This window comes from Streptomyces aureocirculatus, assembly GCF_000720475.1.
GTDB lineage: Bacteria > Actinomycetota > Actinomycetes > Streptomycetales > Streptomycetaceae > Streptomyces > Streptomyces aureocirculatus.
In genome coordinates this window covers 251,861-275,270 of sequence record NZ_JOAP01000008.1, presented here as the reverse complement: position 1 = coordinate 275,270, position 23,410 = coordinate 251,861, and the positions used below count along the sequence as shown (strand labels likewise).

Genomic DNA, 23,410 nt, shown 5'->3' with positions numbered 1-23,410 from the left:
TGTCCGGCAGCCGCTCCGGCATCACCGCGCACACCCGTCGACCCCCGCCGCAAAAGTCACACCGTCCGGGTGTGAGGATCGAGGACATGCCGGACACCTACGGTCCATGAGCACGGACGATTCCTTCGCGGCCGCCTACCGCGAGCACTACTGGGCGGTGAGCCGGTTCGTCGCGCGCCGGCTCGACGCGGGGGAGGAGCACGAGGTCGAGGAGGTCGTGGCGGACGTGTTCTCCATAGCCTGGCGGCGCCGCGCGGAACTCCCCGAGGCGCCGCTGCCCTGGCTGTACGCCGTGGCCCGCAACTGCCTGGCCAACACGGTGCGCGGACTCGGCCGCCGCCGACGCCTGCTGCACCGCCTCAGCCACCACGAGACCGTGGGCGGCCGCCAGATCATGGACAGCCCGGACACCGAACGCCCCGGCTCCTGGGTGCACGACGCCCTTGCCCGGCTCTCCCCCGCCGACCAGGAGGCCCTGCGCCTGACCACCTGGGAGGAGCTCGGCGTCGACGAGCTCGCGGTGGCCCTGGAGTGCAGCCCCGGCGCCGCCGCGATGCGCCTGCACCGGGCCCGGCGCAGACTCCGCGCGCAGATCGACCGGATGCAGATGAACGTACGAGCAGGACGAGCAGAGCAAGCAGCGCCGACAGAGCAAGAAGCGCTAGCAGAGCAAGCGGCACGAGCAGAGCAAGCAGGGCGAGCGGGACGAGCGGGAGTTGACAGCCGTGACTGACCACCTGGACGACGACCGCCGCGACCTGGACCTGCTGCGCGCCGCCAACCCCGTGTCCGCGACCTCGGGGCCCTGGCGCGACCGCCCCCTGAACGCCGTCGCCGAGCGGGGCCTCAACCAGCTCCTGCACACCACCCGCGTACGTGCCCGCCGCCGCGTCGTGTTCTGGGCGGAGGCCGCCGCCGTCGCCCTCGCCGCCGTGCTCGCCCTGACCGTGCCGGGCCTCGGCGCCGGGTCCGCCACCGCGGCGCCGAGCGCCCTGCACCCGCGCGCCGGTTCCGCCGCGTTGCCGCTCGACCGGATCGCCGACCGCGCCGAGGCCCTCGCCCGCGACGGCGGACCGCGACTGCGCGAGGGCGGCCACGTACAGAGCTGGAGTCTGGCCATGGACTCGGGCCCCGACGCCGAACGCCCCGTCACCCTGCCCGAGGAGCGCGAGGTCCGCTGGCGGTCCGACGGCAGCCGCACCGAGCGCGTCGAGTCCGACGGCAAGCTAGTGGGCGAACGCGTCTACCCGCCGAGCCGGTCCGACGCGCCGCCCTGGGCCCGCCCGCCGGGTACCCCCGCCGCCCTGCGCGACTACCTCACCGAGGTCCACGAGCCCGGGTTCCCGCGCCGCACCGCCCCCGTCACCACCCAGCAGCTCCTCGACACCCTGCCCCAGCTCCTGGACAACTGGACGCTCGGCGCCCGCGAGAGGGCCGCGCTCGCCCGGGTACTCGCGGGCACCGGCGGCCTGCGCGCCGAGGGCACCGTCACCGACCGCCTCGGCCGCACCGGGCAGGCGTATGTGCACGACACCCCGGACGAGCACCTGCGGTACATGCTGATCCTCGACCCGGACAGCGGCGAGGTGCTCGGCCTTGAGGTCCTCTTCACCAGGGACCAGCCGGACTTCGCCGTCCGCGCCGGGGACGTGATGTCGTACGACGCCTGGCGCCGTTAGCCGTCCGGGCGCGGGGCGCTAGCCGCCGTGGTGGGCGCGCACCGTGTCGGTGATCGCCTGGCCGATGCGTCGGATGCCCGGTGAACGCACCGGGCAGGGGCGTGACTTGGGCGTCGTCGGGGCCAGGCAGAAGTGCAGGAAGTCCTTGGGGCGGTGCAGGGCGGTGCGGCCGCTCTCCGGCTCGGTGCAGTACGCGGGGTGCGCGCGCTCGTACGCGGTGCAGGGCAGGTGCTCCGCCCAGGTGTAGCGGTCGGCGGCCGGGCTGACGGCCTTGCCCGCGTCGGAGACCACATCGCTTGCGGTGGCGGCCTGTTGGCGGTAGATCCCGTTCACGCGGCGGACCCGGTCGGGGGTCATCGCGTCCGGGCCCTGGGACACCCACACCACCTTGGGCCGCTTGCCGCCGGTGTCCCGCGCGGCCTCCTCGATCTGCCGGGTCAGGCGGCGCGCGTCGGCCGCGTACCGCGAGAAGTACGTCTGCCGTGCCTTGTCGTACGTGATGCCGTCCATGCACGGCGTGTAGCCCCAGGCGTTGCCCCAGAACTGCAGCACCACATAGTCGGGCCGGGTCTCGCGCACCAGGGTCGCCGCCTTGTGCTTGTCCGGTACGAGGGAGTCCTTGCCGGTGTTCTCCAGGTAGTCGCAGAGGGTGGTGCCCGAGTAGGGGGCGCTGGTGTAGCGGGCGCCGAGGTTCTCGCGGAGGAGTTCGCCGAGGACGTCCTGGTTCTCCATGGCCAGGGAGTCGCCCAGGTAGAGGACCTCGGGCGGCTGCCCCGAGGGCTTGCGTGCCCTGTCCCTGGCTCTCTCCCGGCCCTTGTCCCGGCTCCCGCTCCGCTCCCCGCCGGAGGTGTCGGTCTTGTCGGAGGTGTCGGCTCCCGCGCGCTGGCGGGTGGTCTGGGAGGGGGTGCTGTCGGCCGGGGTGGGGGCGGGGGGTGCGTCCTGGGACCCGGAACCGGGGTCTCCGCAGCCGCCCAGCAGTAGCGCGACCAGCAGGGGCGTCGCCCACCACGCCTTGCGCATCCGCGACTTCCTCTCCTGGGGGGCGGGATCGGGTCTTAGGCAAGCACAGTCGGGGGGCGCGGCGGAAGGTTCTCGGGGGTCGGAGGTGGCTGAGGTCGGGGGGGGTGGTTGCCCGGCGGCGGGGTTCCGCCCTGTGCCCGCCCGTTCCGCCCCCTGGGCGGACCAGCCGCCCACAGGGCGCGGGCGGACCAGCCGCCCACAGGGCGCGGGCGGAGGAGCCGTCCGCAGGGCGCGGGCGGAGCAGCCGTCCGCAGGGTGGCTGGGCGGGCATTACCTCCCGCGTAATCGACCCCCCGGCGCCCGCCCGGCAGTCTTGGCGTCACCGGAACCCGGGCGGCGCCCTCCGCCCGGGCTCCGGGGCAGAAGCCCGGTCCACGACCACGCAGGAGGCGAACACCATGCCCGCACAGTACGTTCACGAGACCGCCGTTGCCCGCTACTTCGAGGCCTGGAACACCGCCGACACCGCCGATCTGCCCAAGGCCATCGCCGCCGCGTGGACCGAGGACGGCACGTACACCGACCCGCTGGCCGACGTCGCGGGCCACGAGGGCATCGCCGCCGTCATCGCCGGAGCCAGGGAGCAGTTCCCCGGCTTCTCGTTCCGCCACACGGGGGAGGTCGACGGCCACCACAACCTCGCCCGCTTCACCTGGGAGCTGGTGTCCGACGCGGACGGCTCCGCCCCGGTCGCCGGATTCGACGTGGTCGAGCTGGCCGACGACGGCCGCATCCGCACGGTGCACGGCTTCCTCGACCGGCTGCCCACCGCCTGAGGCCACCGGACCCCGCTCGCACAGGTGCCCCGGACCACCACGGTCCGGGGCACCTGTGGCGCGTACGCGATCAGGCCTCGCGCGGCGCGACCTCGCCCATCTCGCCCCACCCGGTCATGCCGGGGATCTCGGTGCTGACGATCTGCGGGACGTCGGCGATGGCGTACGACATGGTGTCCATGGCGGCCTTGAAGTGCGCGGACTCCACGTGCGCCGCGCCGGCCTCGCCGTCGCGGAAGCCCTCGACCAGCACGAACGTGTGCGGGTCGTCGACGCTGCGGGACCACTCGAAGAACAGGTTGCCCGGCTCCTCACGGGTGGCGCGGGTGAAGTCGTCGACGAGGTCGAGCCACTCGTCGCTCCGCTCGGGGCGGACGGTGAACTTGACGGTGATGAAGATCATGGGGGTTGTTCCCTGTGTATCGCTGTGCAGTGCACCTATGAACGTACCCCCAGGTCCGGATCTGGACTACTCGGGACTACCTGGCCACGAACTGGGTGAGGATCGCCTGCACCTCGTAGATGTCCACACCCTTGGTGAAGGTCTTCTCGATCGGCACGGGGTTGCTGGAGATCCATATCTTCAGCTCCGCGTCGAGGTCGAAGTGACCGGCGGTCTCCACCGAGAAGTGGGTGATGCTGCGGTAGGGCACCGAGTGGTACTCGACCTTCTTGCCGGTCATGCCCTGCTTGTCGATGAAGATCATGCGACGGTCGGTGAGCAGGATCGTGTCGCGGATGAGCCGGTACGCCGCGTACACCTGCTCGCCGTGCCCCATGAGGCGTGCGTAGTCCTGCTGCGCCGACGCCGGGTCGACGGTGTGAGCGTTTCCGAACAGCGCCATGTCAGGCCCCCCAAGTGTGACGACTCCTCCGGCTCCTTCAGCCGGACTTTCACCGTACGTGACCCCGGCGGTGAACCGCGATGCGCTGTGTACGGCACGGCATTCGACGGGTATGCAGGAGGTTCACGTACTCCTGAGGAGATCGACGATGGCTCTCAACCGCGCAGAACGCGAACAGTTCCTGGCCGAGCCGCACATCGCGGCGCTCGCCGTGGACTCCGGGGAGGGCGGGCGGCGGGCGCCGCTCACCGTCCCCATCTGGTACCAGTACGAACCCGGCGGCGATGTGTGGATCATGACGGAGCGCGACTCGCGCAAGGCGAAGCTGATCGGTGCGGCGGGCCGCTTCTCGCTCATGGTGGAACGCCTTGAGCCGACGGTCCGTTACGTCTCCGTCGAGGGCCCCGTCGTCGCCACCGAGGCCGCGACCCGCGAGCAGCTCCACGAGATGGCCTCCCGCTATCTCCCGGCCGAGAAGGTCGACGGCTATGTGGAGACGTCCTGGAAGGAGCACGGCGAGCAGGTGGTCATACGGCTCAGCCCCGAGCGGTGGGTGTCCTCGGACCTCGGCTCGGTCTGAGCGACCCCGCAGGTCCGGTCGCCCTGAACTCGCCGGGCCTGCGTCGCTCCTGGAGCACGGCGACGGCGGTGACGCAGGCGACGGCGACCAGGTGTTCGCGCCCGGCGAGGTTCGGTTCAAGGACCGAGCCCACGACCGTCGGTACGACGAACGCCAGGCACAGCACGGGCGCCCGCAGCCGCACCGAGAGATAGGTGAAGAGGCCCACGACGGCGGCGGACGCCCCGGTGTCCACGTCGTGGGCGTACGCGGCCGGCACCCCCGCGAAGTGGTCGGGCCCGATGGCCACCATGACCCGCGCGCCGAGGGTGCCGGCCAGCGTCGCGCCGTACCCGACGAGCAGCGCCCGCCGGGGTCCGATGAGGAGCTGGGCCAGGCCGAGGGACAGGATCAGGCGCGGCAGGCCGCCCCACACCAACTGGTCCCGGGTGGGGACGAGCACGGAGAGGGGCGTGCGCAGGAGCGACACCCACAGCGGCTGATCGGCGCGCACCTCTCCGGCGAAACGTACGACGCGGTCGCTCGCCGGGATCTCCTGCAGCTCATGCAGAGTGATCATGGCGAGGCTCGCCGTCAGGGCCAGCGAGACACCGAGCGAAACGCCGAGCAGGGCAGCGCGCGGGCGCCGCTCCCGCAGCTCCCGCCAGGCCGCGAGCGCCAGACACTGCCACTCCGCCCGCAGCGCGCCCCGGACCTTCCGCACGATCCGCGGCATCGGTCGACCGTCCTCTTTCGCCCACCGCGTCGCACCGTCGGCACTTCGCACCCATATGTCCGTCGGGGGCAAGGCTACTTGGCGGCGAAACCGAACACCATCGTCGGCTTGGAGCGCTTGGAGGTGGGCCGGGAGATCAGATCGCCGCTGATGTACAGCTTGCTGTGGGTGAAGCGCAGCTCGGACCGCAGGGGGGCCAGGCTGCTCGGCCGGGTGCCGGCGTCGAGGAGCAGGGTCTGCTTCAGGGTGCGGCCGTGGACGGAGTAGACCCGGGTGAAGGGCGCGCTCTTGTACACGAGGAGGTTCCCGCCGTCCATGCGGATCGGGAAGACCGGATAGTTGTCGCCGCCGGTCAGCTTCTCCCCGGTGGTCTTGCCGGTGGCCAGCGAGAACGCCACGATGTCGTTGGTCGAGGTGATGCCGTCCGCGGTGTCGCGCCGCGCGGTCGCGACGTACAGCTTGTCGTTGCCCGCGGTGACGCCCCGGCAGTCCTCGACGACCGACTGGGTGCCGCACTCGTGCATGTACCGCTCGGGCGGGAGCGCGATCTTCGTGCGGAGTTTTCCGCGGGCGTCGAACGAGAAGACGTCCGACGCGCCGGACGACGTGATCTCGCCCGAGTCGGCCGCGACCACCACGGGGCGGGAGGAGATGACGCTCGGGGTGCGGACGCCCGCGGGCAGTCTGCTGCTCCACCGCGGCTTGCCCGAGGCCGCGTCGAGCACCTCCACCTTGATCCGCGCGGAACCGTAGTCGCCGCACGAGCGGACGGCGACGAGCTGATCGCCGCCGCCGTAGCCGACGTCCCGGCACGTCTCGCCCTGCTTCGGCTTCCACAGCAGCCTTCCGCTGCGCAGATCGAAGGCCGCACCGCCGTACAGACCGCCGACGGCGACCGTGTCACCGCTGATGGTGGCCTGGTCGAAGGCCGTCTTCTCCTTCTGGTAGCCGATGGTGACCGACTTGGTCCACAGCTTCTTGCCGTTGTCGACGTCGAACGCGGTGACCTCGGTGCAGGGGGCGCCGGTGCCGCGCTCGTCCTCGCCCGGCGGCTGGGTGACCACCACGGCGATGTTGCCCTCGCCGAGGTTCGGTGAGCCCGCGCACGACATGCCCGGCTTGGGCAGGACCCACACGCGGGAGCCGGTGGCCGCGTCGAGCCCGCTGATCCTGCCGACGGAGGCCTTGGCGTACACCTTGTCCGTCAGCCAGGACCCGCGCACCCGATAGGTGCTCTCGCCCTTGGGCGGCTCGGGCTGTCCGCCCGCCCCCTTGTAGAAGGCCTTGGGGTCGGCGGGCACCTTCTCCCGCGGCTTCTCGTACGCGGGCCCGGCACCGTCGTCGACCGGCTTGGCCGCCGCACGGTTCTTGCCGTCCTTGTCACCCTTGTCGTCCTTGCCCACGGCGTACCAGACGCCACCGCCGACGATCAGCGCGACGGCGAGGACGGCGGCGCCGACGACGGCCGTGCGCCTCCGGGACCCCCGGCCGCCCCCCGGTTCCCGCGCGGGCGCGGGCGTCCCGAAGCCGTCCGGGGGCGGCGGCACCGGCGGGCCGAAGCCTCCCGGGCCCGGGGGTATGGGCGGCCCGAAACCGGCGGGGTGATCCGGCGGGGGCGGGCCGAAGGCGCCGCCGGGGTGGGGCTGCCCGGGAGCAGGGCCGTGCGGGGGCTGCTCGGCTGCGGAGCCGTGCGGGGGCTGCTCGGGCGCGGGGCCAAGCGGGGGCGGCTGGGTCATCGGGGCTCCGTGAAGAGAAGGGCGCGCGGCGGGCGAGGCTGGCAAGTCAGAGGGCGAGGCAGACAAGGGGCAGGCGGGTGAGGCAGGTGAGGCGGGTGAGTCAGGGGCGGGGGAGGCACGGAGGCTTGCGGGAGGGGCCGGGCTTACGGCTTGCCGAAGGAGAGCAGCCGCCCGTTCCCCTCCTCGCCCTTGCCGCCGTGGGCCTTGCCGTCGAGCCGGGTCGGGCTGACATAGAACCGGCCTTCGGCGTAGAGCGTGATGCCCGCGAACATGCCGGACTCGATCTCCTCGGCGGCGGCGGTGTGCCGCAGCAGCACCTTGGGCTTGCCGCCCCCGGGGCCGAAGCGCAGGGTCTGACCGGTCTTCCCGAGGGAGGCGCGGGCGTAGACGATCACCCCGCCCCGGTCGCCACCGCTCGCGGCGACGGGGACGAGCTGGCGGCCGTTCGCCCCCGCGGACCACTTGCGGCTGCCCGTGGCCAGATCGAAGGCGGCGATCCTGCTGGGGCCGAGGATGCCGTCCTTCGGCGAACCGGCGAGGTACAGGGTGTCGCCGGAGACGACACCGCCCGGACAGTTCTGCACGCCCTCGCCGGAGTCACCCGCGCCGGTGCACATCTCGAACTTCTCCCGGTCGGCGAACTCGATCCAGGAGCGCTGCTCGCCCCGCGCGCCGACGGCGGCCACGGCCCACTTGTCCGTGCTCTCGCGATTGCGCAAGGTGACGACCGCCGGATCCACGGAGTACACCTTGTCGATGGTCCACCCCTTCTTGCTGCGGTAGACCCACTTGACCTTGCCGGTACGGGGATCGAGCCTCTTCAGGCGGCCGTGGGTGCTCTCGCTCCCGGCCGCGCAGGACTGCACCTGGAGCAGACCGCTGCCACCGGCGACCCCGCGCAGGAAGCAGGCGCCCTCGCGCTCCATCTTGGTGGTGTAGAGCCGCTTGCCGTCACGCAGGCGGTAGGCGTGCGCGGTGGAGTCCTGGTCGACCATGACCGTGGAGCCGCTGACGGCGACGTGCGCCATGCTGGTGGAGTCGGACAGGCCGTGCTCGACGAGCTGCTTGTGCCAGCCCTTCTCGCCGGTTCTCAGATCGATGACCTGGAGCTGGTTGCATTTGCCGGTCTGTTTGGCCTTGCTCTTGGTGTAGAGCACGGCCACCTTGCCGTCGGGGGAGGCGTTCACGGGGGTGTCGCACACCTCGCCGGGCACCCGCACGGACCACTTCTTCGTGCCGTCGTCGGCGCTGAAACCGGTGACCTCGTCGTACTCGGCCTGCGCCACGATGCCGTCGGCGTGCCAGAGGTCGAACAGCATGGCGCCCTTGCCGGGCAGCTCGATGTCGTTGACGGCGACCCAGGCCTCGGCGTCCCCGGGTCCGCGTCCGGCGTTGACGTCGACGACACCGGGGTCGCCCCGGCCCTTGTCGTCGCCCCGGTCCTTGTCGTCGCTCCGCCCGGACTTCTCCGGCTTCTCCGACTGACGGGGCGTACGTGGACTCTCCGACGCGGCGGCCTTGCGCGAACCGCTGCCGTCGTCGTCCCCCTGCGTGAGGACGAAGGCACCGGCGCCGACGAGCAACAGGGCGAGGGCTCCGGCGCCGATGCCGAAGGCCCGCCCGCGTCCCGCACGGGCAGGGCCGGGGGCGGACGGCGGCTGGGCGTAGGGATTGCCGGGCACGGGCCGGTGCTCGGGCTGAGGGGGCGGGACCGGACCGGGCCCGTGATCGCGACTGACCATGAGGGAGAGTGTGGCTCAAAGAGGCCGTTTTTCAGAGAGATTTGGCCTTCCTACGAGCAAGGTGGACCTGGGGTGAGGCGGCGCGTGTCCTGCCGGACAGGATGCGGCGGCCGCCGCGCCGCCCGGACGGGGAGGTTCCCCCCCCGCCGGGTCAGGCGGGTTGCGGCACCCGCAGCAGCCGCCCCATCGTCTCCGCGGCCCGTACGGCCGCGTCGGCGCAGCAGTTGTTGAACAGCACGTGCACCCGCTCCGCCCGCTCGGCGAGGGCCCGCAGCCGCGGCGCCCACTCCGCCAGTTCGTCCTCCCCGTACGCGTACCGGAAGCGGTACTCCTTGCTGCCGGTCCCCCAGGACCTGCTGCGGCCGTGGAACCGTACGACGGAGAGCCGGGGCGAAGTGACAGCCGTGACCGGGGGCACGGACGAGGGCAGGTCCTGCGCCATGTCGACGGCCACGGCGGCGAAGCCGTGGTGGGCGAGGAGCGCCGCGGTCTCCCGCTCCTGCCCCTGCCGCCACCACGCGGGGTGCCGGAACTCGACGGCGACCGGCCATCCCGCGGTGAGCCGGGCGCACTCCTCGACGAGCCCCTCGCCCCGCGCCCCGGGTTCGAGCCAGGGCGGGAACTGGAACAGCACACTGCCGAGCCGCCCGGCCGCCCGCAGCGGCTCGATCCCCGCCGCGAACCGCGCCCACACCTCCGTCACCAGGCCGCGGCCGCGGGGCCGGTCCCGCAGGTCGGCGGGGAGCGCTGCCCGCTTCGTCGGGTGGCCGGTCAGCAGGGAGAAGGCCTTCACGTCGAACATGAACCCCTGCGGGGTCCGCTCGACCCACAGCTCGCTGTTCCGCGCGCTCGGCAGCGCGTAGTAGCCCGAGTCGACCTCGACCACCGGGAAGCGTCCGGAGTAGTACCGCAGCCTGCCCTCCGCGTCGCGTTGCCCCCGTGGATACCAACCGCTGCGCACCAGTGCGGGGTCCGTCCACGAACAGGAGCCGACGAGAATCTCACCCATGTACGGGCGGGTACCCGCGTCCGGTGGTTCCAGCGGGCACCGCGCCGCGCGGCTCCTGTGTGACGGCGGCATGCCGGTGGGGCCCGGGCGCCGAATAGAATCCTCTGTCATGTCGAAGCCCGACGAGCTGCTCGTCAACATCTCCGCCAAGGTGGAGTCGGAGAACACGAATCAGATGTCGCTGACCGTCGTCGTCGGAGGCACGGTCATCACCGGTCGCCTGGCCCCCGAAAGGGTGTGGCGTGAACGGGTGTCGGAGGTCCTGAAGGACTCGTCCCGCCTCGGCCCGTTCGCGGACGTCTTCGGGGGGAGCCGGGGTGAGGGGCCGCCGGACGGCCGCGCGGAAGGTCCGCCGGACGGCCTGGCGGAGGGTCCGTCGGCAGGCCTGGCGGAAGGTCCGCTGGACGGCCTGGCGGAGGGTCCGCTGGACGGCCTGGCGGAGGGTCCGCTGGACGGCCTGGCGGAGGGTCCGTCGGCAAGCCTGGCGGAAGGTCCGTCGGACGGCCTGGCGGAGGGTCCGTCGGACGGCCGGACGGAAAGCCCGTCCGAGGGCCGGGCGGAGGGCTCTTCGGGGAGGCGGGGCGAGGGTCCGCCGGAACAGGCCGGCGGGGCGGGCGTGGCGCCCACGCATCTGCACTTCCACCTCGCCCGCATCCTCCAGGGCAACGTGGGCATCCCCGAGACCGGCGGCATGTACCGCGTCGCGATCGCGGATGTCAGCGCCTGGACCGTGGGCGACTTCAGCTACTCGGACCAGTAGGGGTCAGGGGCCAGGGGCCCAGGAGCCAGGGGCCAGGGGCTCGGGGGCCAGCCGGTGGCGGCCGACCCAGTGAGGTCGGCCGCACCCGCGTCAGGGAACGGACCTGTCAGGGAACGGACCCTGACGGACAACGGACCTGTCAGAGACCGAACTCCTGCGGGGACACGCCGAGCGCCTGGCAGACCTCGCGCAGCACCTGCTCCTCGGCCGGTGCGATGTACCCGTCGGCCCCGGCGACGACGAAGCCGGTCTGGACGACCGCCTTGGCCTCCGTCTGCTTCTTGGACGCCTTGACGATCTCCTGCATGGCCTCGGCCTTGCCCTGCTGGAAGTTCGTCGACAGCTTGTCGACGTGCTTGTTGAAGCGCTGCCGCAGTTGCTCGGGCGGGAAGTTCTGCAGGACGTCGTTCTGCAGGATCAGCGTTTCCACGTGCTGGCGCTCGGCCGGGTCGACGTTCCCGTCGGCGGCGGCGACCAGGGCGCACATGGCCATGCTGGCGTCGCGGTAGGCGCCGCTCTTCAGCTCCGTCTTGAGGGACGTGAGCTGCGACTTGAGCATGCCCACGAGCTGGGCCTTCGATCCTCGGGAGCCCGACGACCCCGACCCCGCCGGCCCCGCCGACCCCGAGGACCCCATCGGGCCCGACTGCCCGTGACCGCCGGAGCTCCGGGAACCCTGCGACTGCTGCAGACCCTTTGCCTGGTCCTTGATCCGGTCCCACATCGCCATGCGTGCCACCTCGGCTGCCATGTCATTGACGTTCGCTCGTCCGCGGGGGCTCCCGCGTGTATTCCTGCCAACGCCTTCCCCCGCCGGTAAGTTCCAGCCCCGGAACGCCCGACTTGCTTCAGTTCCCCGTGAGGGTGATCGCCAGATCGGTGATGTTCAGCGGGAACTGGGCTATGGACGTCGCCTCGCCGGTGAAGAGGTTCACTCCGTAGAGGGACGGGGTGCGCGCGCCGGAGGGCGTGAGGGAGGCGAAGGCGCTGTTCGCGGTCGTCTTGCCGTTCGTCAGATGGCTGAAGACGTCCAGGCCGGAGTCCGCGCCCGCGTCGAGGGTGAGGGAGCCGGTCGGGGCGAGGAAGCCGCTGTTGGCCGGGGACTGGATGACGACCTGGTCGGCCGTGGTGTTGATGTCGAAGAGAGTGGTCGCGGTGGTCCCGTTGTGGTCGTTGTTGGTGTAGGCGGCGGCGGTGACGCCACGGGTCGGCCCGGTGAGGGGCGGGGTGGTCAGGACGGTGTCCTCGACGGTGCTGTGATCAGCGAGGTTGTGCCGCAGGTTCTGCCCCCGGTCGCCGACCACGCGAAGCCGGTCGGCCGCGGGGTTGAAGTCGACGCCGAAGTTGGTGCCGTACAGGTCCACCTGGAGCTGGGAGACCTTGGTGACGACCACGTCGGGAACCTCCGGCGGGGTCTTGATCGTATAGATGCCGCCCTTGTCGCCGACGCCGTACAGCAGCCCGTTCTGGACACGGAAGTCGATGCCGACGAGGCGCTGGTCCCCGCTGAGCCCGTTGACGGTCCGTACCCAGTCGAGGACGTTCGGCCGGTCGGTGGTGAAGGTGGCCATCAGGGTGCCGTCGCCGGTGATGCCGAATGCCCGCAGGCTGGGGGCGGCGGGAGTGCCGGGGGCGGCGGGGGCGTCGGGAACAGCCGCGCTGCTGCCCGGAACGGCCACGAGGAGCGCGACGGACGCGGAGGTGGCCGCTACCGCCGCCATGATTCTCTTCCGGATAGTTCTGTTCATGACGCGAAACCCTCCTGGCTGCTGAACGCGGAACGCGGAACGCTGAACTGCTCGCTGCTGGCTACTTGCTGCTGGCTGCTGGCTGCTGAAGAAGAATTCCCATTAGCCCAGTGGGTCGAGATCCCCACAAGCGGCCGGAACGACAAGGGCCTGCCAATCCTGCAAACTTTGCACCCCGTGACAAATAAACTCCCGGCGACGTCGGAGAAAAACCACCCCGCTTTACGCGAAGTGATAAACCCCGTCCGGATTTCATCTGTCGGCCCGTCCGCCCCCGCTGGCATCCTCACGCCCATGGGCAGCCTCTTCGCGGAGCTGGCCCGGCGGGCACCGGCCTCCGCACGCCGGGAAGTGGAGACGTACGCGAGTGAGATACCGGAGTTCGGGGTGCTCGAAGCGGATCCCCGGGCGCGGGCCGAGACGATGGAGTACGCGGTGTGGTTGCGGCGCCGCACAATCGAACTCTCCCCGTCCCAGCTCGCGCTGACGAAGAACGATCTCGACCACATAGCGTCGATGGGGGAATCCCGCGGCCGGGCGGGAATGTCCCTCGAATCCCGGCAGCGGGTCCTCGGACTGCACACCGCGCTGATGCTCCGCGAGATCAATGAGGCGACCGACGCGCTCCGCGGCAAAGGCGTCGGCGAACTCATCCGCATGATGAGCTGGTTCGCCGCTCAGGGCGAGCGCGGCATCGGGGCGTACTGCCGGGGTTTCGTGACGGGCCTGCGCCACGGCCTGCCGTACGTGGACCAGGTCGCCCTGCTCGCCAGGGCACTGCTGACCGGCGACCCCATGGCCTGCGAACTGGCGTCGGCGGTGGGGCTCCTGTGGGAGGCGGAGCACTGGGCGGTGACGGTGGTACGGGTGCCGGGTCGGCGCCCTTCGACGAACGGTCACGGCCACGACCATGACCGCGGCCGCCACCACGGCCACGCCCACGACCGGCCTGGTGAGCGGAGCCGCGACCGCGAACTCGACGGCGATCTGGAGTCGTTGGTGAAGGCGTACCAGGTGCCGCTGGTGTGGCGGTGCGCGGAGGCGTCGGGGGGTGGGGGCGGCGAACTGATCGCCCTCACCCCGTGCGCGCCGCCCACCGCGGCTTTCGCGCCGCTGCCACCACCGCCGTCGGTCGGTGACCTCGTACGGGACTTCGCCGGGGCCCTGGGCCTCCCTTGCGCCGCGGGCACCGCCATGGCGTCGGGCCCGGAGCTGGCCGCGGCACTCGACCGCGCCCGCCGCGTCAGCAGGGCGGCCCCGCTGCACCGCGCCCCACGGCGTCCCGGCACGCACACCATGGCGGACGTCTTCGTCGAACTGGCGGTCGCGGACGTGCCGTTCGTCGACGACTGGCTGCGCACCCTGGCGCGCCGCCTGGCCCCGGGCCCGGACCTCCTGGTCACCCTGGACGCGTACTACCACCACGACATGAACCGCACGGCGACGGCGACGGCCCTCAACGTCCACCCCCGCACCCTGGACTACCGCCTGCGCCGCGTACGCGAACTCACGGGCGTCGCGCCCGCGTCGACGCAGGGGGTACGGGCACTGAGCGCGGTGGTGACGCGAAGCCGGTCGGGGGCATGGGGCTGACGGGGACGGCGGGTCAGGGGACCAAGGAGGGACCGGGGGGCAGGGCAAAAGGGGGACGGGCCATCACCCCAACTCCTCCTCGACGACATCCATGACCTTCTGGGAACTGGCGAAGTCATCGGTGAGCCGGTTCTTGGCGAGGGCGAAACCGATGCCGCGGGCGCGGTCGCCGTAGGCGAAGGTTCCGCCGGCGCCGCCGACGCCGAAGACGGCCCGCCCCGCTTCGGTGAGCTCGCCCGTCAGACCGCCGATGGCATAGCCGAGACCCCAGGTGCTCGGCACCCCGAAGATCTCGTCGGTGCCGCTGGAGGAGGGGGCGGTGGCCGCGTCCAACTGCTCGGAGCCGATGAGCCGCACGCCGTCGACCTCACCCAGCAGGGCCGCGTACATGCGGGCCATGGCGCGGGCGGTGGTCTTGCCTCCGGCGGGGATGTCGGCGGCCAGGATGTCGGTGCGGTTGCCGAGGGCGGCCGTGGGGAACGCGGCCATCGGGGCGGACCGGAACATGGGGAGATCGGGGTCCACGTCGAGTGCCCCGCCCGCCTGCCCGCCCGCGGGGGCGGGCGCGTCCTCCAGTTGGGCCAACCGCGCGTGCTGCTCGACCGGCATCCCGAAGTAGATCTCGTCGGCGATGCCCAGCGGAACGCCGATCTCCTCGCGCAGCAACTGCGAGATGGGCTTGCCCGTGGCGCGCCGCAGGATCTCGCCGATGATGTAGCCGAAGGTGTAGGCGTGATAGCCGACCTTCGTCCCGGGCTCCCACCACAGCTCGGCGTCGGCGATCGCGGCACACATCGTGTCCCAGTCGCAGAGGTCCTCGACCCGGGTGTCGAGCGGAATGCCGGGCACACCCGCGGTGTGGTTCAGAACGTGCCGGACGGTCACCTTCTCCTTGCCGCGGACACCGAACTCGGGCCACAGCTCCGCGACGAAGGTGTCGGGCCCGAACAGCCCGCGCCCGCCCACGATGTGCGCGAGCGTGGCGGCCGCCCCCTTGACCATCGAGTACGTATAGAACGGCGTCCCGGACTCCACGAGCCGCCCCGACCCCGGATCGGCGACCCCGGCCACGGCATCGACCACCAGCCGCCCACCCTGATAGACGGCCACCTGCACCCCCCGCTCGTCCCCCGACGCCACCATCCCGTCGATGACCTCCTGCACCCGCCGCTGCACACTGCTCACGATGCCGTCCTCTCCCGAAGCCTGTGGAGTACTGACCGCGGGGGGTGCGGGAAGTCATCGGTACGGCGCCTCTACGCCGGTCAGCGGAGCCTGAGGGCCTCGCGGACGGTGTGGAACAGGTCGGTCTGGTTGGTGACGCCCTGGACGCGGTAGGCTTGCGGGCCCTGCGCGGCGATGCGCACCTGGGTGCCGGTGTGCTCCTGGGCCTTGCCGGGGGTGTTGGTCGAGTAGTTGACCTTGAGCTGCTGGCCCTCGTCGGTGACGAGCGTGGAGGACAGGCCGGGCGGCTGTGCGTCCAGGGGCACGATCTGGCTGGTGTGCGCGTGGTCGGCGGTGGTGACGACGAGGGTGTCCGGGTGCTTGGCGGCGTAGTCGCGGGCGACCTTCACGGCACGGTCGAAGGCGGCGGTCTCGCCGATCTGGCCGCACGGGTCGGCGGCGTGGTCCTGCTTGTCGATCGAGGCACCCTCGATCTGCAGGAAGAAGCCCTGCTTGCTCTTGGTGTTCTTCTGCTTGGCCTCAAGGAGCTCGATGGCCTTGCGTGCCTGGTCCTTGAGCTCGGGCGTGCCGGCCGGGCGGCCCGGGTTGGAGGTGGTGCAGCGCTGCGGGTCGGTGCCGCCCTTGGCGGCGGCCTTGCCGGTCCACTCGACGGGAACGTTGCCGGGGGCGAAGAGTCCGAGGACGGGCTTGCCGCCCTTGACGGACTTGACCTTCTTCAGTTCACGCTCGTTGGTGACAACTTGATACCCGAGCTTCCTCGCTTGCTCGGTGACCGTACGCCCCTTGTACTTCCCGTCGGTGACCTTCTGGTCGAAGCGCTGCTTGCCGCCGCCGAGGAGGACGTCGACCTTGTGGTTGACGCTCTGCTCGGCGATGGAGCCGGGCCCGCCCTCGGCGATGGTGTCGGCGGGGCACTTGGCCATGTCGGCCGGGCCCTGGCAACTGCGGTCGGTGGCGTGCGCGGCGAGGACGGCGGGGGTGGCGTCGGTGAGCTCGGCGGTGGTGACGGAGCCGGTGGCGTACCCCTTCTTCTGCGCGAGCTCCAGGATCGTGGGCACGGCCTTGTCGCCGCCCGGGGTCTTCGAGATCCGCCCGTTGACGGTCTTCACACCGGTGGCCCAGCCGGAGCCGCTGGCGGCGGAGTCGGTGACGTAGTCGGGGGAGCCGTCCTTGTGCACCGCGTACGTCGTGTAGGCGCCGGTGAGCGGGAACTTGTCCATGTTCAGCCGCCCGTTGGCGCCCACGGTGTAGTCCCGGGCGAGGGTGATCTCGGAGTCGCCCATGCCGTCACCGACGAGCAGGATGACGTTCTTGGCCTTGCCGCCCTGGATCGCCCGCCGGGCCTGGTCCTTGGTGTCGGTGGCCCCGGCGGTGGCGGTGAGGGTCACCGCCGCCGCGGTGGCGGCACCCACGGATGCGGCGGCTATGAGTCGGCGTCGGGACAGACGGGGGCGGCGGGGCATGGGGACTCCTTGGACGTGCTGGCGCTGACGCGCGTACCGGTACGGGTGTCCGCACCGGTGTTTGTACGGTGCAGCCACTTCACCAGGGTGAATTGAACCGGGTGGGGCGTGTGGGGGGCTTTTAGGTGTCTTGGGGGCGACTTTGGTGTCCTGGGCTACGCGACGTGCGGTTTCGTGGCCGCTCTCCCTCTGCGTCATCTGGGGGCAGCGCCGGGCGTGGTCAGGTGGCGGCGCGGGCCGCCACGAGGCTCCTCAGGCTCACTTCAAGGGCGAGGGGCCGATACAGCTCCCTGCCGTCGAGCCCGGTGGCAGCGACCGCCGCGCACGCCTCGGCAAGCGACTCCGGGGCGATGAGTCCGGCCTCGGCCAGCAGCAGGTCCGGCAGGAGCCGTTCCAGGAGGGGGACGCCGTGCCGGTGCATGGCGGAGTCGCAGATCTCCCTGAAGTTCTCCGGTACAGGAGGGCGCACCACGTCCTGCGGATATCCGGCCTGCCGCAGTAGTTCGCGCAGCAGGAACTTGTCCCGGCGCCACTTGTGCGGCAGGGATTGGACGAACCGCAGGACAGGCGGAGCTGCCAAGGGGCTGATGGGCCAGAGCCCGTGACGCATGGCTGTCGCACTGTGGGTGCTCAGTGCCAGGAGCGTGGAAGCGTGCAGGGCAGAGGCCGGGGCGAGCCCCTCGGCCAGGAATTCCACGTGGGCGCGGGCCCGTGGACCGAGGTGGTCGGGGACGCGGTGGAGTTTCCAGCCGTCGCCGACGGCCGCCCGCTCCTCGGGCCGCTGGAAACACAGCTCATCGCCACCTGTTCCGGTCAGGACCCACAGAACGCCTTGCTCGCGCAGCCTGGAGTACGCCGGTCTTCGGACCGCCCGCACGGGTGCCGGTACGGGGCTGACCGGGCCCCGGGGCCGCGCCGCCCGGGATCAGCGGGGAACGGCCCGGGTCCGGGCCCCGTAATCGCTCAGCGCGGCGGCCATCAACGGCTCGGCGTCCGCATCGGCGGTGTCCGGTGGGACGACGAACAGGTCCCAGCGGCCGTGGCCGGGCGCGAGCAGGACGACGGTGCTCGGGGGGTGCAGCGCGGTGGCCCTGTGCAGCCGTACGACCTGGTTGGCGACGAACATCCGGCCCGGTGCCGCGGTCCATGCCCCCGGGTCGACGGTGATGCTGGCGATGTGGCCCCAGACGCGCGGCAACGCGGCGAGCAGCAGCGGCAGTTCCGCCAGGAGGTCGCGGGAGCGCGGCCACCAAGCGCCGTCGAGGCGGCGCGGCAGCACTCCCGGGGCCGCGAGGCGCAGCCGCAGGAGGGGCGGGGCGGGCGGTGTCGTGGTGGTCACGGTGGTCACAATGCTTCCTTCGGTGAGTCGTGCCGGGCAGAGGAGGCGTCAGGCGCGGCGCTGCGGCTGGAGAGGAAGCACCGACGGGCCCGTGCGACCCGTCGTGAAGAACAACAGCACGGCACGGCACGGGTCCTGCTCGGGCCTGGCGTCGCCGGAGAGTCCGTCGGCCGCGCGGGGCCGCCCGCCGGGGCGAGGGCAGGAGGGGCGGGAAGGACCGGGCGCCGAAGTGCGCCGCGTACGGGAAATGCGCTGCGTACGGGAAGTGCGACGCGTACGGGCGGGGAACTTTTCCAAGGCCGAGGCCATCATGCCGACCTGTCTCCGGAGGCCGGCTGCGCGGCTCTTCCGGTGAGGTGTCTCACCGAGAACGAGACCGGCGTGGAAGCCGGTGTACGACATGCCCTCGGTAGGCCCACCGTACTCCTGCCCCCGGCGGAGCGGAGCGGACGCAACCGGCCGCCCCTGCCGCTGGTGACCGGCGCGGCCGGGCCGACCACGGCGGCGCGGGAGTACCGTGGGCACACCGAGGGCACGTCGCGCACCGGCTCCGACACCCGTGCCGTTCTCGGCGACCGACGACGCCGGGCCGGTCCCACCAAGGCCCAGGCAGGGCTCGCCCCATGACCGCGAACGGGCCGGTTCGGCCGACGATCACCAGCCTCACCGGGCAGGACACCGGCGCCCACCGGGGAGGGTCCGGGAAACGACGTCCTGACAGAGGGCCCTCGCCGCACGAAGGGGCACGCCTTCGCCGTCTGTCCCGGAGCCAGCTACAGGACCGCGTCGGCGAACTCGGGGCTCTCGCAGCCGGGTTCTGCGGCGGCTCCCCCCGAACCTGCGACGAGGCCCGCGAGGCCTTCCTGCGGCGGCTGGCCGACGGCGTACGGCGACCGGGGTTCGAGCTGGTGATCGCGGAGACCACCGCGCTCGCCGGGTGCGCCCACGGCTACCCCGTACGCCGTGGCACCCCCCGGTGGGAGGGCTTCGACGGCTACGTCCCGGCAGAACTCCACCGCCTCGCCGCCTCCGGACACCTCTTCGCGGTCTCCGAGATCCTCGTGCCGTCCCGGACACGCACCCGGAACCAGCACCGCGCCTGGAACCTCGCCCGCCGCCTCCAGCGCCGCCTCCTCACCGACCACGGCGCGACGGCCGGCGTCACGCTGGTGAACCCCACCGACCTGGAGACCGTCGAGACCTTACGGTCCTGGGGCTGGCACTACCTGGAGGGCGACACCCCACGCAGACTTCCCCTTGGGCCCCGTCGCGTCCTGGTCCTCGGGGACTGAACCTCCACGCTTCGGCTACCGAAGGAAACGGCGGACAGTGGTCACACCCGGCGGCGGCCGCGCAAGCGGTCCGGACCACGCTCAAGGGCACGATGGTCCGTGCCGGACAGTGGTCAAAGACGGCGGCTTTGTCCCTTCAACACTCCGACGAGGTGTGGCGGGAAGAGGATGCCGCCGGGTTCGACGCCGCCATCCGGAGGGCTCGGGCCGCCGTCAGGGAGAAGGCGGGCGGAGCACTTGTGGTGCCGATTCGGTGCGCGCCCCGCCCGCTGGCTCGGAGCGCCCGGGCAACAAAGAACCCCCGGGCCTATGGCCAGGGGGTTTCGCGTGGAGCGGGTGACGAGAATCGAACTCGCGCTCTCAGCTTGGGAAGCTTGGGCTCTGCGCGGCCGGTAGGCTTGTTGGCCTGCTGAGAAGCGGTGTCATGACCTGTGGGCGTGCTTAGTGGGTGACTGCTGTTCCCCGTGGTTCCCCGCACTACCTGGCACGCATCTGGCACGGCAGCGGGTTCAGCCGAGTCAGTCAGTCGCGTCGCGAATCTGCTTGCCGAGGTCGGTGGAGGCGATCAATGAGAGGGCTCCGGTGGGTTGGAGACCCTTGATCAGCGTGTGACGGCCATCAATGCCGTAGTGACACTGCAAGCCAGTGTCAGGGCCGTTCCGAATGCTGCGGCTGCCTTCGAGCAAGCTGCGGGGTAGGTGGCGCCATCTCGGCGTGCAAAGACTGCGGCAGCAATCGCGACAAGCACAGCGAGCAACACGGCCACGGCGCAGCCAAGAACAACAACAGCAGAGTGGTCAGACACGATCGATCTCCTATCGGTGCGTCAACCTGTGCCGCTCAATCTCGTCAAGTTGCTGTTCGTTGTGGTCCGCGACGGTAGAACTGGTCGAAGACGAACAGGAGCGAACGACCACGGGAGATGGCATGGCCATGGAGGATGATTCGTCGTCTGAGGCGGCCCTGGCTGAACTACGTGCTCGTCTGGAGTGCGGCTTGGCGGAGCTGGGTATAACGAAGACTGCCCTTGCACGGCGCTCGGAGTTGGGACGAACTGCTGTCAGCGAAGCGTTCAACAGGTCCGCTCCTGCTCCCTCCGCCCGAACCGTTGGCGCGCTTGCCCGAGCACTGCGCCTCGACGTGCAGGCTCTCCTGAAGCTTCGGACGACCGCTGCTGGTGTTCAACACAGGTCTCCAGAGCGGAGCGGGACCTCCCTAGAGGCGGGCATTGGGCGGCCGATCGCTGAGTTTGACCCCCACGTCCTTGAAGTGCATCCGGCCATTGACGTCGTACCCGCTTTGAGTGAACCGAAGAGCATGCAGGCTCGCCGGCTGCCTGGCTATGTACGTCGTAACCACGATCGAGATCTGAAGGATCTTGTTAAAGCGGCAGCCGACGGCCAAAGCGGGATGGTCGTGCTGGTCGGTCCGTCCTCGACAGGGAAGACCCGCGCGTGTTGGGAGGCTATTCAACCCCTAGCGCCTCGGGGATGGTGCCTCTGGCACCCATTCGACCCCACACGAGCTGAGGCCGCCTTGAACGATCTCAAGCGTGTGGGGCCGCGCACTGTGGTATGGCTAAACGAAGCCCAGCATTACATTGGTGCCGGTCAAGGGGTGGGAGAGCACATTGCGGCTGCCCTTCGATCTCTCCTACTTAATCGACAGGCTAGCCCAATCCTGATTTTGGGTACGTTGTGGAACAACTACGCGACTGAATACACGACTCTTCCCGCACCGGGGAAGCCGGATCTATACCCGCAAACGCGGGAACTCTTGGCGGGGCGCTTGATCTCAGTTCCCGATAATTTTGACGCAGTCGCAATCAGAGATGCCCGGATCATGGCAAGCGCAGGCGACCCGCAACTGGCTCAAGCATTGAAGCAAGCGCAAGACGGGCGTCTGACTCAATATCTCGCAGGAGCTCCAGCCTTGTCCGAGCGGTACAGAATGGCCGCCCCTGCCGTGAGAGCATTGATCCAGGCCGCCATGGACGGACGTCGCTTCGATGTCGGGAATCACATAGCGGGGAATTTTCTTGCTCATGCGGCAGAGGACTATCTCACAGATACCGAATACTTGACCCTTGGGCCTAACTGGCTTGACGAAGCCTTTTGTGAATCTAATAGGCCAGTCCATGGGAACTTGGCGCCCCTGGTGCCCGTTCATATTCGCGGCGCGCCTTATAGGCACCAACCGCACCAGATAAACGATATCGGATCCCGTAAATACCGACTGGCTGACTCGCTCGAACAACTGGGGCGACTCGAGCGTAGCCAATTTTGCCCGCCAGCTTCGTTCTGGGAGGCGGCTCATGAATACCTAACGGATTCCGTAGAACTCGCAAATCTGGCCGTCGCTGCTCACGATCGGCACCGACTCTACTGGGCTCATCGCCTAACCAGACGGGTTGAGGAACAAGGGGATGCCTCTGCGGTGATTGGGCTAGCGGATATGTGGATGGAAGAGCACCCCGCGTTGGCCGAGTCTCTATATCGACGGTCAGCCGAAATGGGAAATGCTCGCGCCATGAATAGTATGGGATATCTTCGTGAAGACGCCGGTGACAGAGATGGGGCCGAAGAGTGGTACCGGAAGGCTTCTGGAGCCGGCGACGGGGAGGCCACTTATCGTCTCGCTGAGATTTACGAGAATTTGGGGGATGTGGAAAAAGCAGAGAGGTTGTACCGGCAAGCTCTAGATTTAGGGGATACCGAAGCTCTGGGCTCCCTGGGGCGCATCATATCCGACAGAGGTGGAGACGATGTCGAGGCAATATCTTTGTTCACTCGCTCGATCTGTCTCATGGTGCGCCAGGCCGCACGCGTAACGATAGGGCGTCTGGACAGAGTGACGGGAGCACAGCACTCATCTATTGGGCCGTGGGACTCAAGAAAAAGGGTAGCGCATCCAATTTTTGGGATCGAAGAGAAGGGGGATGCAGGGGATTATAGAGGATTTTTCGAAGCTGTAGCAGATGCCAGCCGCAATGGTGACACTTATGGAATCATGTGTCACTATTTGTTGTTTAATTCAGAAGATCGTGATCAAGCTGAAAAGATGCTGGAGCGCGCCGGGCGAGATGGGAATACGTACGCCTTAATCGAGCTTGCGAACAATCGAGAGAAGGCCGGTAAACTAAAGGAATCGGAAGCTCTGTATAGAGCGCTCATCGGGTCGGGTGATAATGCTCCGTTAGCATCCCTCGCCGACTTGATGAAAAAGGCCGGAAATCTTAAAGAGGCTGAGTCTCTTTATTGGCGAGCGATCGAGGCAGGAAATACATATGCCATGTGTCGACTCAGTGAGCTCAAAGAGTATACGGGAGATCACGCTGGTGCGGTCGAGATTGCGCTACAGGCTGCTAATGCCGGGGACGCAGGTGCCGTACGTGCGCTCTCGAAGGAGAGAGCAAGCCGCGAAGGGTTCGATGACCCTTGGCCGTACGGGCTCGATCCGGATGGCACGTCGACGGCTGAATCTTGGTAGCTGCCTAGGTCTAGTGCTTCGGTGCGCCGACAGGCAGCCGGACAGAACCTAAGCCCCCACCCGCCGCCCCAGCTTCCCTCCCGTACGCCGTCGACCCACACACCGTGGAGCAGGCGTGGTTCCTGGCGTCCAGGTGGAGCGCGCCACTGTACGAACGACCTGGACGCCAGGGGCCGCGTCTGCTCGGCTCTGCCTGGGTCGACGGCGTACGGGATGGAAGCCCCCGCGCACGCCACGACGAACCCGCAGTCGGCGACGGCGCCCCGTCCCATCCCGGTGCCGGCCGATCCCCCGCCGGAGGCACCGTTCTGGCCTTGGCGGCTCACCCACGGTGCTCACCTTGTGGCCCTCGGCTCGTTCACGCGCGCGGCACGGTCGCCGGCCGGGCTGGAGCGGGGCGGAGACAGGAGCGCAGACCCGGCCGGGGGGCGGGCCGCGC

21 protein-coding genes and 1 pseudogene are annotated in these 23,410 nt (G+C 70.1%); 9 read left to right on the top strand and 13 right to left on the bottom strand.

The features are described from left to right. Positions 1 to 106: 106 nt before the first annotated feature. Positions 107 to 733 (top strand): RNA polymerase sigma factor, encoded by a 627-nt coding sequence (locus tag IG78_RS0110710; RefSeq protein ID WP_078964997.1) that lies wholly within the window; start codon positions 107 to 109, stop codon positions 731 to 733. After that, complete coding sequence (locus tag IG78_RS0110705; RefSeq protein WP_225882031.1) at positions 726 to 1,679, top strand: CU044_5270 family protein; 954 nt, start codon at positions 726 to 728, stop codon at positions 1,677 to 1,679. The genes IG78_RS0110710 and IG78_RS0110705 overlap by 8 nt, the downstream gene beginning before the upstream one ends. A gap of 18 nt (positions 1,680 to 1,697) precedes the next feature. Here the strand turns inward: IG78_RS0110705 and IG78_RS0110700 are convergent, their stop codons facing one another. Further along, the gene (locus IG78_RS0110700; RefSeq protein WP_030561559.1) at positions 1,698 to 2,699 is read right to left on the bottom strand and encodes an SGNH/GDSL hydrolase family protein; all 1,002 of its coding nucleotides are present in this window, start codon (positions 2,697 to 2,699) and stop codon (positions 1,698 to 1,700) included. 398 nt (positions 2,700 to 3,097) lie between these two features. Here IG78_RS0110700 and IG78_RS0110695 point away from each other — a divergent pair, with 398 nt between their 5' ends. After that, entirely contained in the window at positions 3,098 to 3,475 is a 378-nt protein-coding gene (locus tag IG78_RS0110695) for a nuclear transport factor 2 family protein (protein WP_030561557.1), read from the top strand. Positions 3,476 to 3,545: 70 nt separating this feature from the next. On the opposite strand, the gene IG78_RS0110690 is transcribed toward IG78_RS0110695, so the two are convergent. Together IG78_RS0110690 and IG78_RS0110685 are read right to left on the bottom strand one after the other, a co-directional pair. After that, positions 3,546 to 3,878: a putative quinol monooxygenase gene (locus IG78_RS0110690; RefSeq protein ID WP_030561555.1), complete on the bottom strand. Its 333-nt coding sequence runs from the start codon at positions 3,876 to 3,878 to the stop codon at positions 3,546 to 3,548. A gap of 76 nt (positions 3,879 to 3,954) precedes the next feature. After that, positions 3,955 to 4,320: a PH domain-containing protein gene (locus IG78_RS0110685; protein ID WP_030561553.1), complete on the bottom strand. Its 366-nt coding sequence runs from the start codon at positions 4,318 to 4,320 to the stop codon at positions 3,955 to 3,957. A 148-nt stretch (positions 4,321 to 4,468) separates the two neighbouring features. Between IG78_RS0110685 and IG78_RS0110680 the strand changes: the two genes are divergently transcribed. Further along, on the top strand, positions 4,469 to 4,900 hold the full coding sequence (locus IG78_RS0110680) for a pyridoxamine 5'-phosphate oxidase family protein (protein WP_030561552.1): 432 nt from the start codon (positions 4,469 to 4,471) through the stop codon (positions 4,898 to 4,900). Here the strand turns inward: IG78_RS0110680 and IG78_RS41905 are convergent. From IG78_RS41905 to IG78_RS0110655, 4 genes are all read right to left on the bottom strand, one after another. After that, positions 4,857 to 5,615, bottom strand: a complete 759-nt coding sequence (locus tag IG78_RS41905) for a hypothetical protein (RefSeq protein WP_051852512.1) — start codon at positions 5,613 to 5,615, stop codon at positions 4,857 to 4,859. The genes IG78_RS0110680 and IG78_RS41905 overlap by 44 nt on opposite strands. 74 nt (positions 5,616 to 5,689) lie before the next feature. Continuing rightward, a complete protein-coding gene (locus tag IG78_RS0110665) occupies positions 5,690 to 7,351 on the bottom strand; it encodes an outer membrane protein assembly factor BamB family protein (RefSeq protein WP_225882032.1) in 1,662 nt (553 codons plus the stop codon). Positions 7,352 to 7,494: 143 nt separating this feature from the next. Further along, positions 7,495 to 9,093 carry an outer membrane protein assembly factor BamB family protein gene (locus tag IG78_RS0110660; RefSeq protein WP_078964998.1) on the bottom strand — a complete coding sequence of 533 codons (1,599 nt, stop codon included), beginning with the start codon at positions 9,091 to 9,093 and terminating at the stop codon, positions 7,495 to 7,497. Between the two features lie 151 nt (positions 9,094 to 9,244). Further along, a complete protein-coding gene (locus IG78_RS0110655; RefSeq protein ID WP_030561548.1) occupies positions 9,245 to 10,102 on the bottom strand; it encodes a DUF72 domain-containing protein in 858 nt (285 codons plus the stop codon). Between the two features lie 109 nt (positions 10,103 to 10,211). On the opposite strand from IG78_RS0110655, the pseudogene IG78_RS41900 reads away from it, so the two are divergent. Beyond that, a pseudogene (locus IG78_RS41900) lies at positions 10,212 to 10,445 on the top strand (hypothetical protein); the annotation flags it as partial. A 556-nt stretch (positions 10,446 to 11,001) separates the two neighbouring features. Here the strand turns inward: IG78_RS41900 and IG78_RS0110640 are convergent. Both IG78_RS0110640 and IG78_RS0110635 read right to left on the bottom strand, forming a co-directional pair. Further along, positions 11,002 to 11,592 carry a tellurite resistance TerB family protein gene (locus tag IG78_RS0110640; RefSeq protein WP_030561546.1) on the bottom strand — a complete coding sequence of 197 codons (591 nt, stop codon included), beginning with the start codon at positions 11,590 to 11,592 and terminating at the stop codon, positions 11,002 to 11,004. 118 nt (positions 11,593 to 11,710) lie between these two features. Beyond that, entirely contained in the window at positions 11,711 to 12,610 is a 900-nt protein-coding gene (locus tag IG78_RS0110635; RefSeq protein WP_078964999.1) for a DUF4394 domain-containing protein, read from the bottom strand. A 294-nt stretch (positions 12,611 to 12,904) separates the two neighbouring features. On the opposite strand from IG78_RS0110635, the gene IG78_RS0110630 reads away from it, so the two are divergent. Continuing rightward, positions 12,905 to 14,203 carry a PucR family transcriptional regulator gene (locus IG78_RS0110630; protein ID WP_030561543.1) on the top strand — a complete coding sequence of 433 codons (1,299 nt, stop codon included), beginning with the start codon at positions 12,905 to 12,907 and terminating at the stop codon, positions 14,201 to 14,203. Positions 14,204 to 14,266: 63 nt separating this feature from the next. On the opposite strand, the gene IG78_RS0110625 is transcribed toward IG78_RS0110630, so the two are convergent. The 4 genes from IG78_RS0110625 to IG78_RS0110610 form a co-directional block, all read right to left on the bottom strand. After that, positions 14,267 to 15,388, bottom strand: coding sequence for an EstA family serine hydrolase (locus IG78_RS0110625; RefSeq protein WP_030561541.1), 1,122 nt, complete (start codon positions 15,386 to 15,388; stop codon positions 14,267 to 14,269). Between the two features lie 80 nt (positions 15,389 to 15,468). Beyond that, a complete protein-coding gene (gene phoA, locus IG78_RS0110620) occupies positions 15,469 to 16,851 on the bottom strand; it encodes an alkaline phosphatase (protein ID WP_030561539.1) in 1,383 nt (460 codons plus the stop codon). Positions 16,852 to 17,071: 220 nt separating this feature from the next. Then, positions 17,072 to 17,728, bottom strand: a complete 657-nt coding sequence (locus IG78_RS0110615) for an asparagine synthase-related protein (RefSeq protein WP_030561538.1) — start codon at positions 17,726 to 17,728, stop codon at positions 17,072 to 17,074. Positions 17,729 to 17,776: 48 nt separating this feature from the next. Further along, positions 17,777 to 18,199 carry a DUF5994 family protein gene (locus IG78_RS0110610; protein WP_030561536.1) on the bottom strand — a complete coding sequence of 141 codons (423 nt, stop codon included), beginning with the start codon at positions 18,197 to 18,199 and terminating at the stop codon, positions 17,777 to 17,779. Between the two features lie 342 nt (positions 18,200 to 18,541). Between IG78_RS0110610 and IG78_RS0110605 the strand changes: the two genes are divergently transcribed. From IG78_RS0110605 to IG78_RS45550, 3 genes are all read left to right on the top strand, one after another. Continuing rightward, on the top strand, positions 18,542 to 18,817 hold the full coding sequence (locus IG78_RS0110605) for a hypothetical protein (RefSeq protein WP_030561534.1): 276 nt from the start codon (positions 18,542 to 18,544) through the stop codon (positions 18,815 to 18,817). Beyond that, a complete protein-coding gene (locus IG78_RS0110600) occupies positions 18,814 to 19,482 on the top strand; it encodes a hypothetical protein (RefSeq protein ID WP_030561532.1) in 669 nt (222 codons plus the stop codon). Before IG78_RS0110605 ends, IG78_RS0110600 begins: the two co-directional genes overlap by 4 nt. Before the next feature lie 1,536 nt (positions 19,483 to 21,018). Continuing rightward, positions 21,019 to 22,971, top strand: a complete 1,953-nt coding sequence (locus tag IG78_RS45550; RefSeq protein WP_159398250.1) for an SEL1-like repeat protein — start codon at positions 21,019 to 21,021, stop codon at positions 22,969 to 22,971. Positions 22,972 to 23,410: the final 439 nt, after the last annotated feature.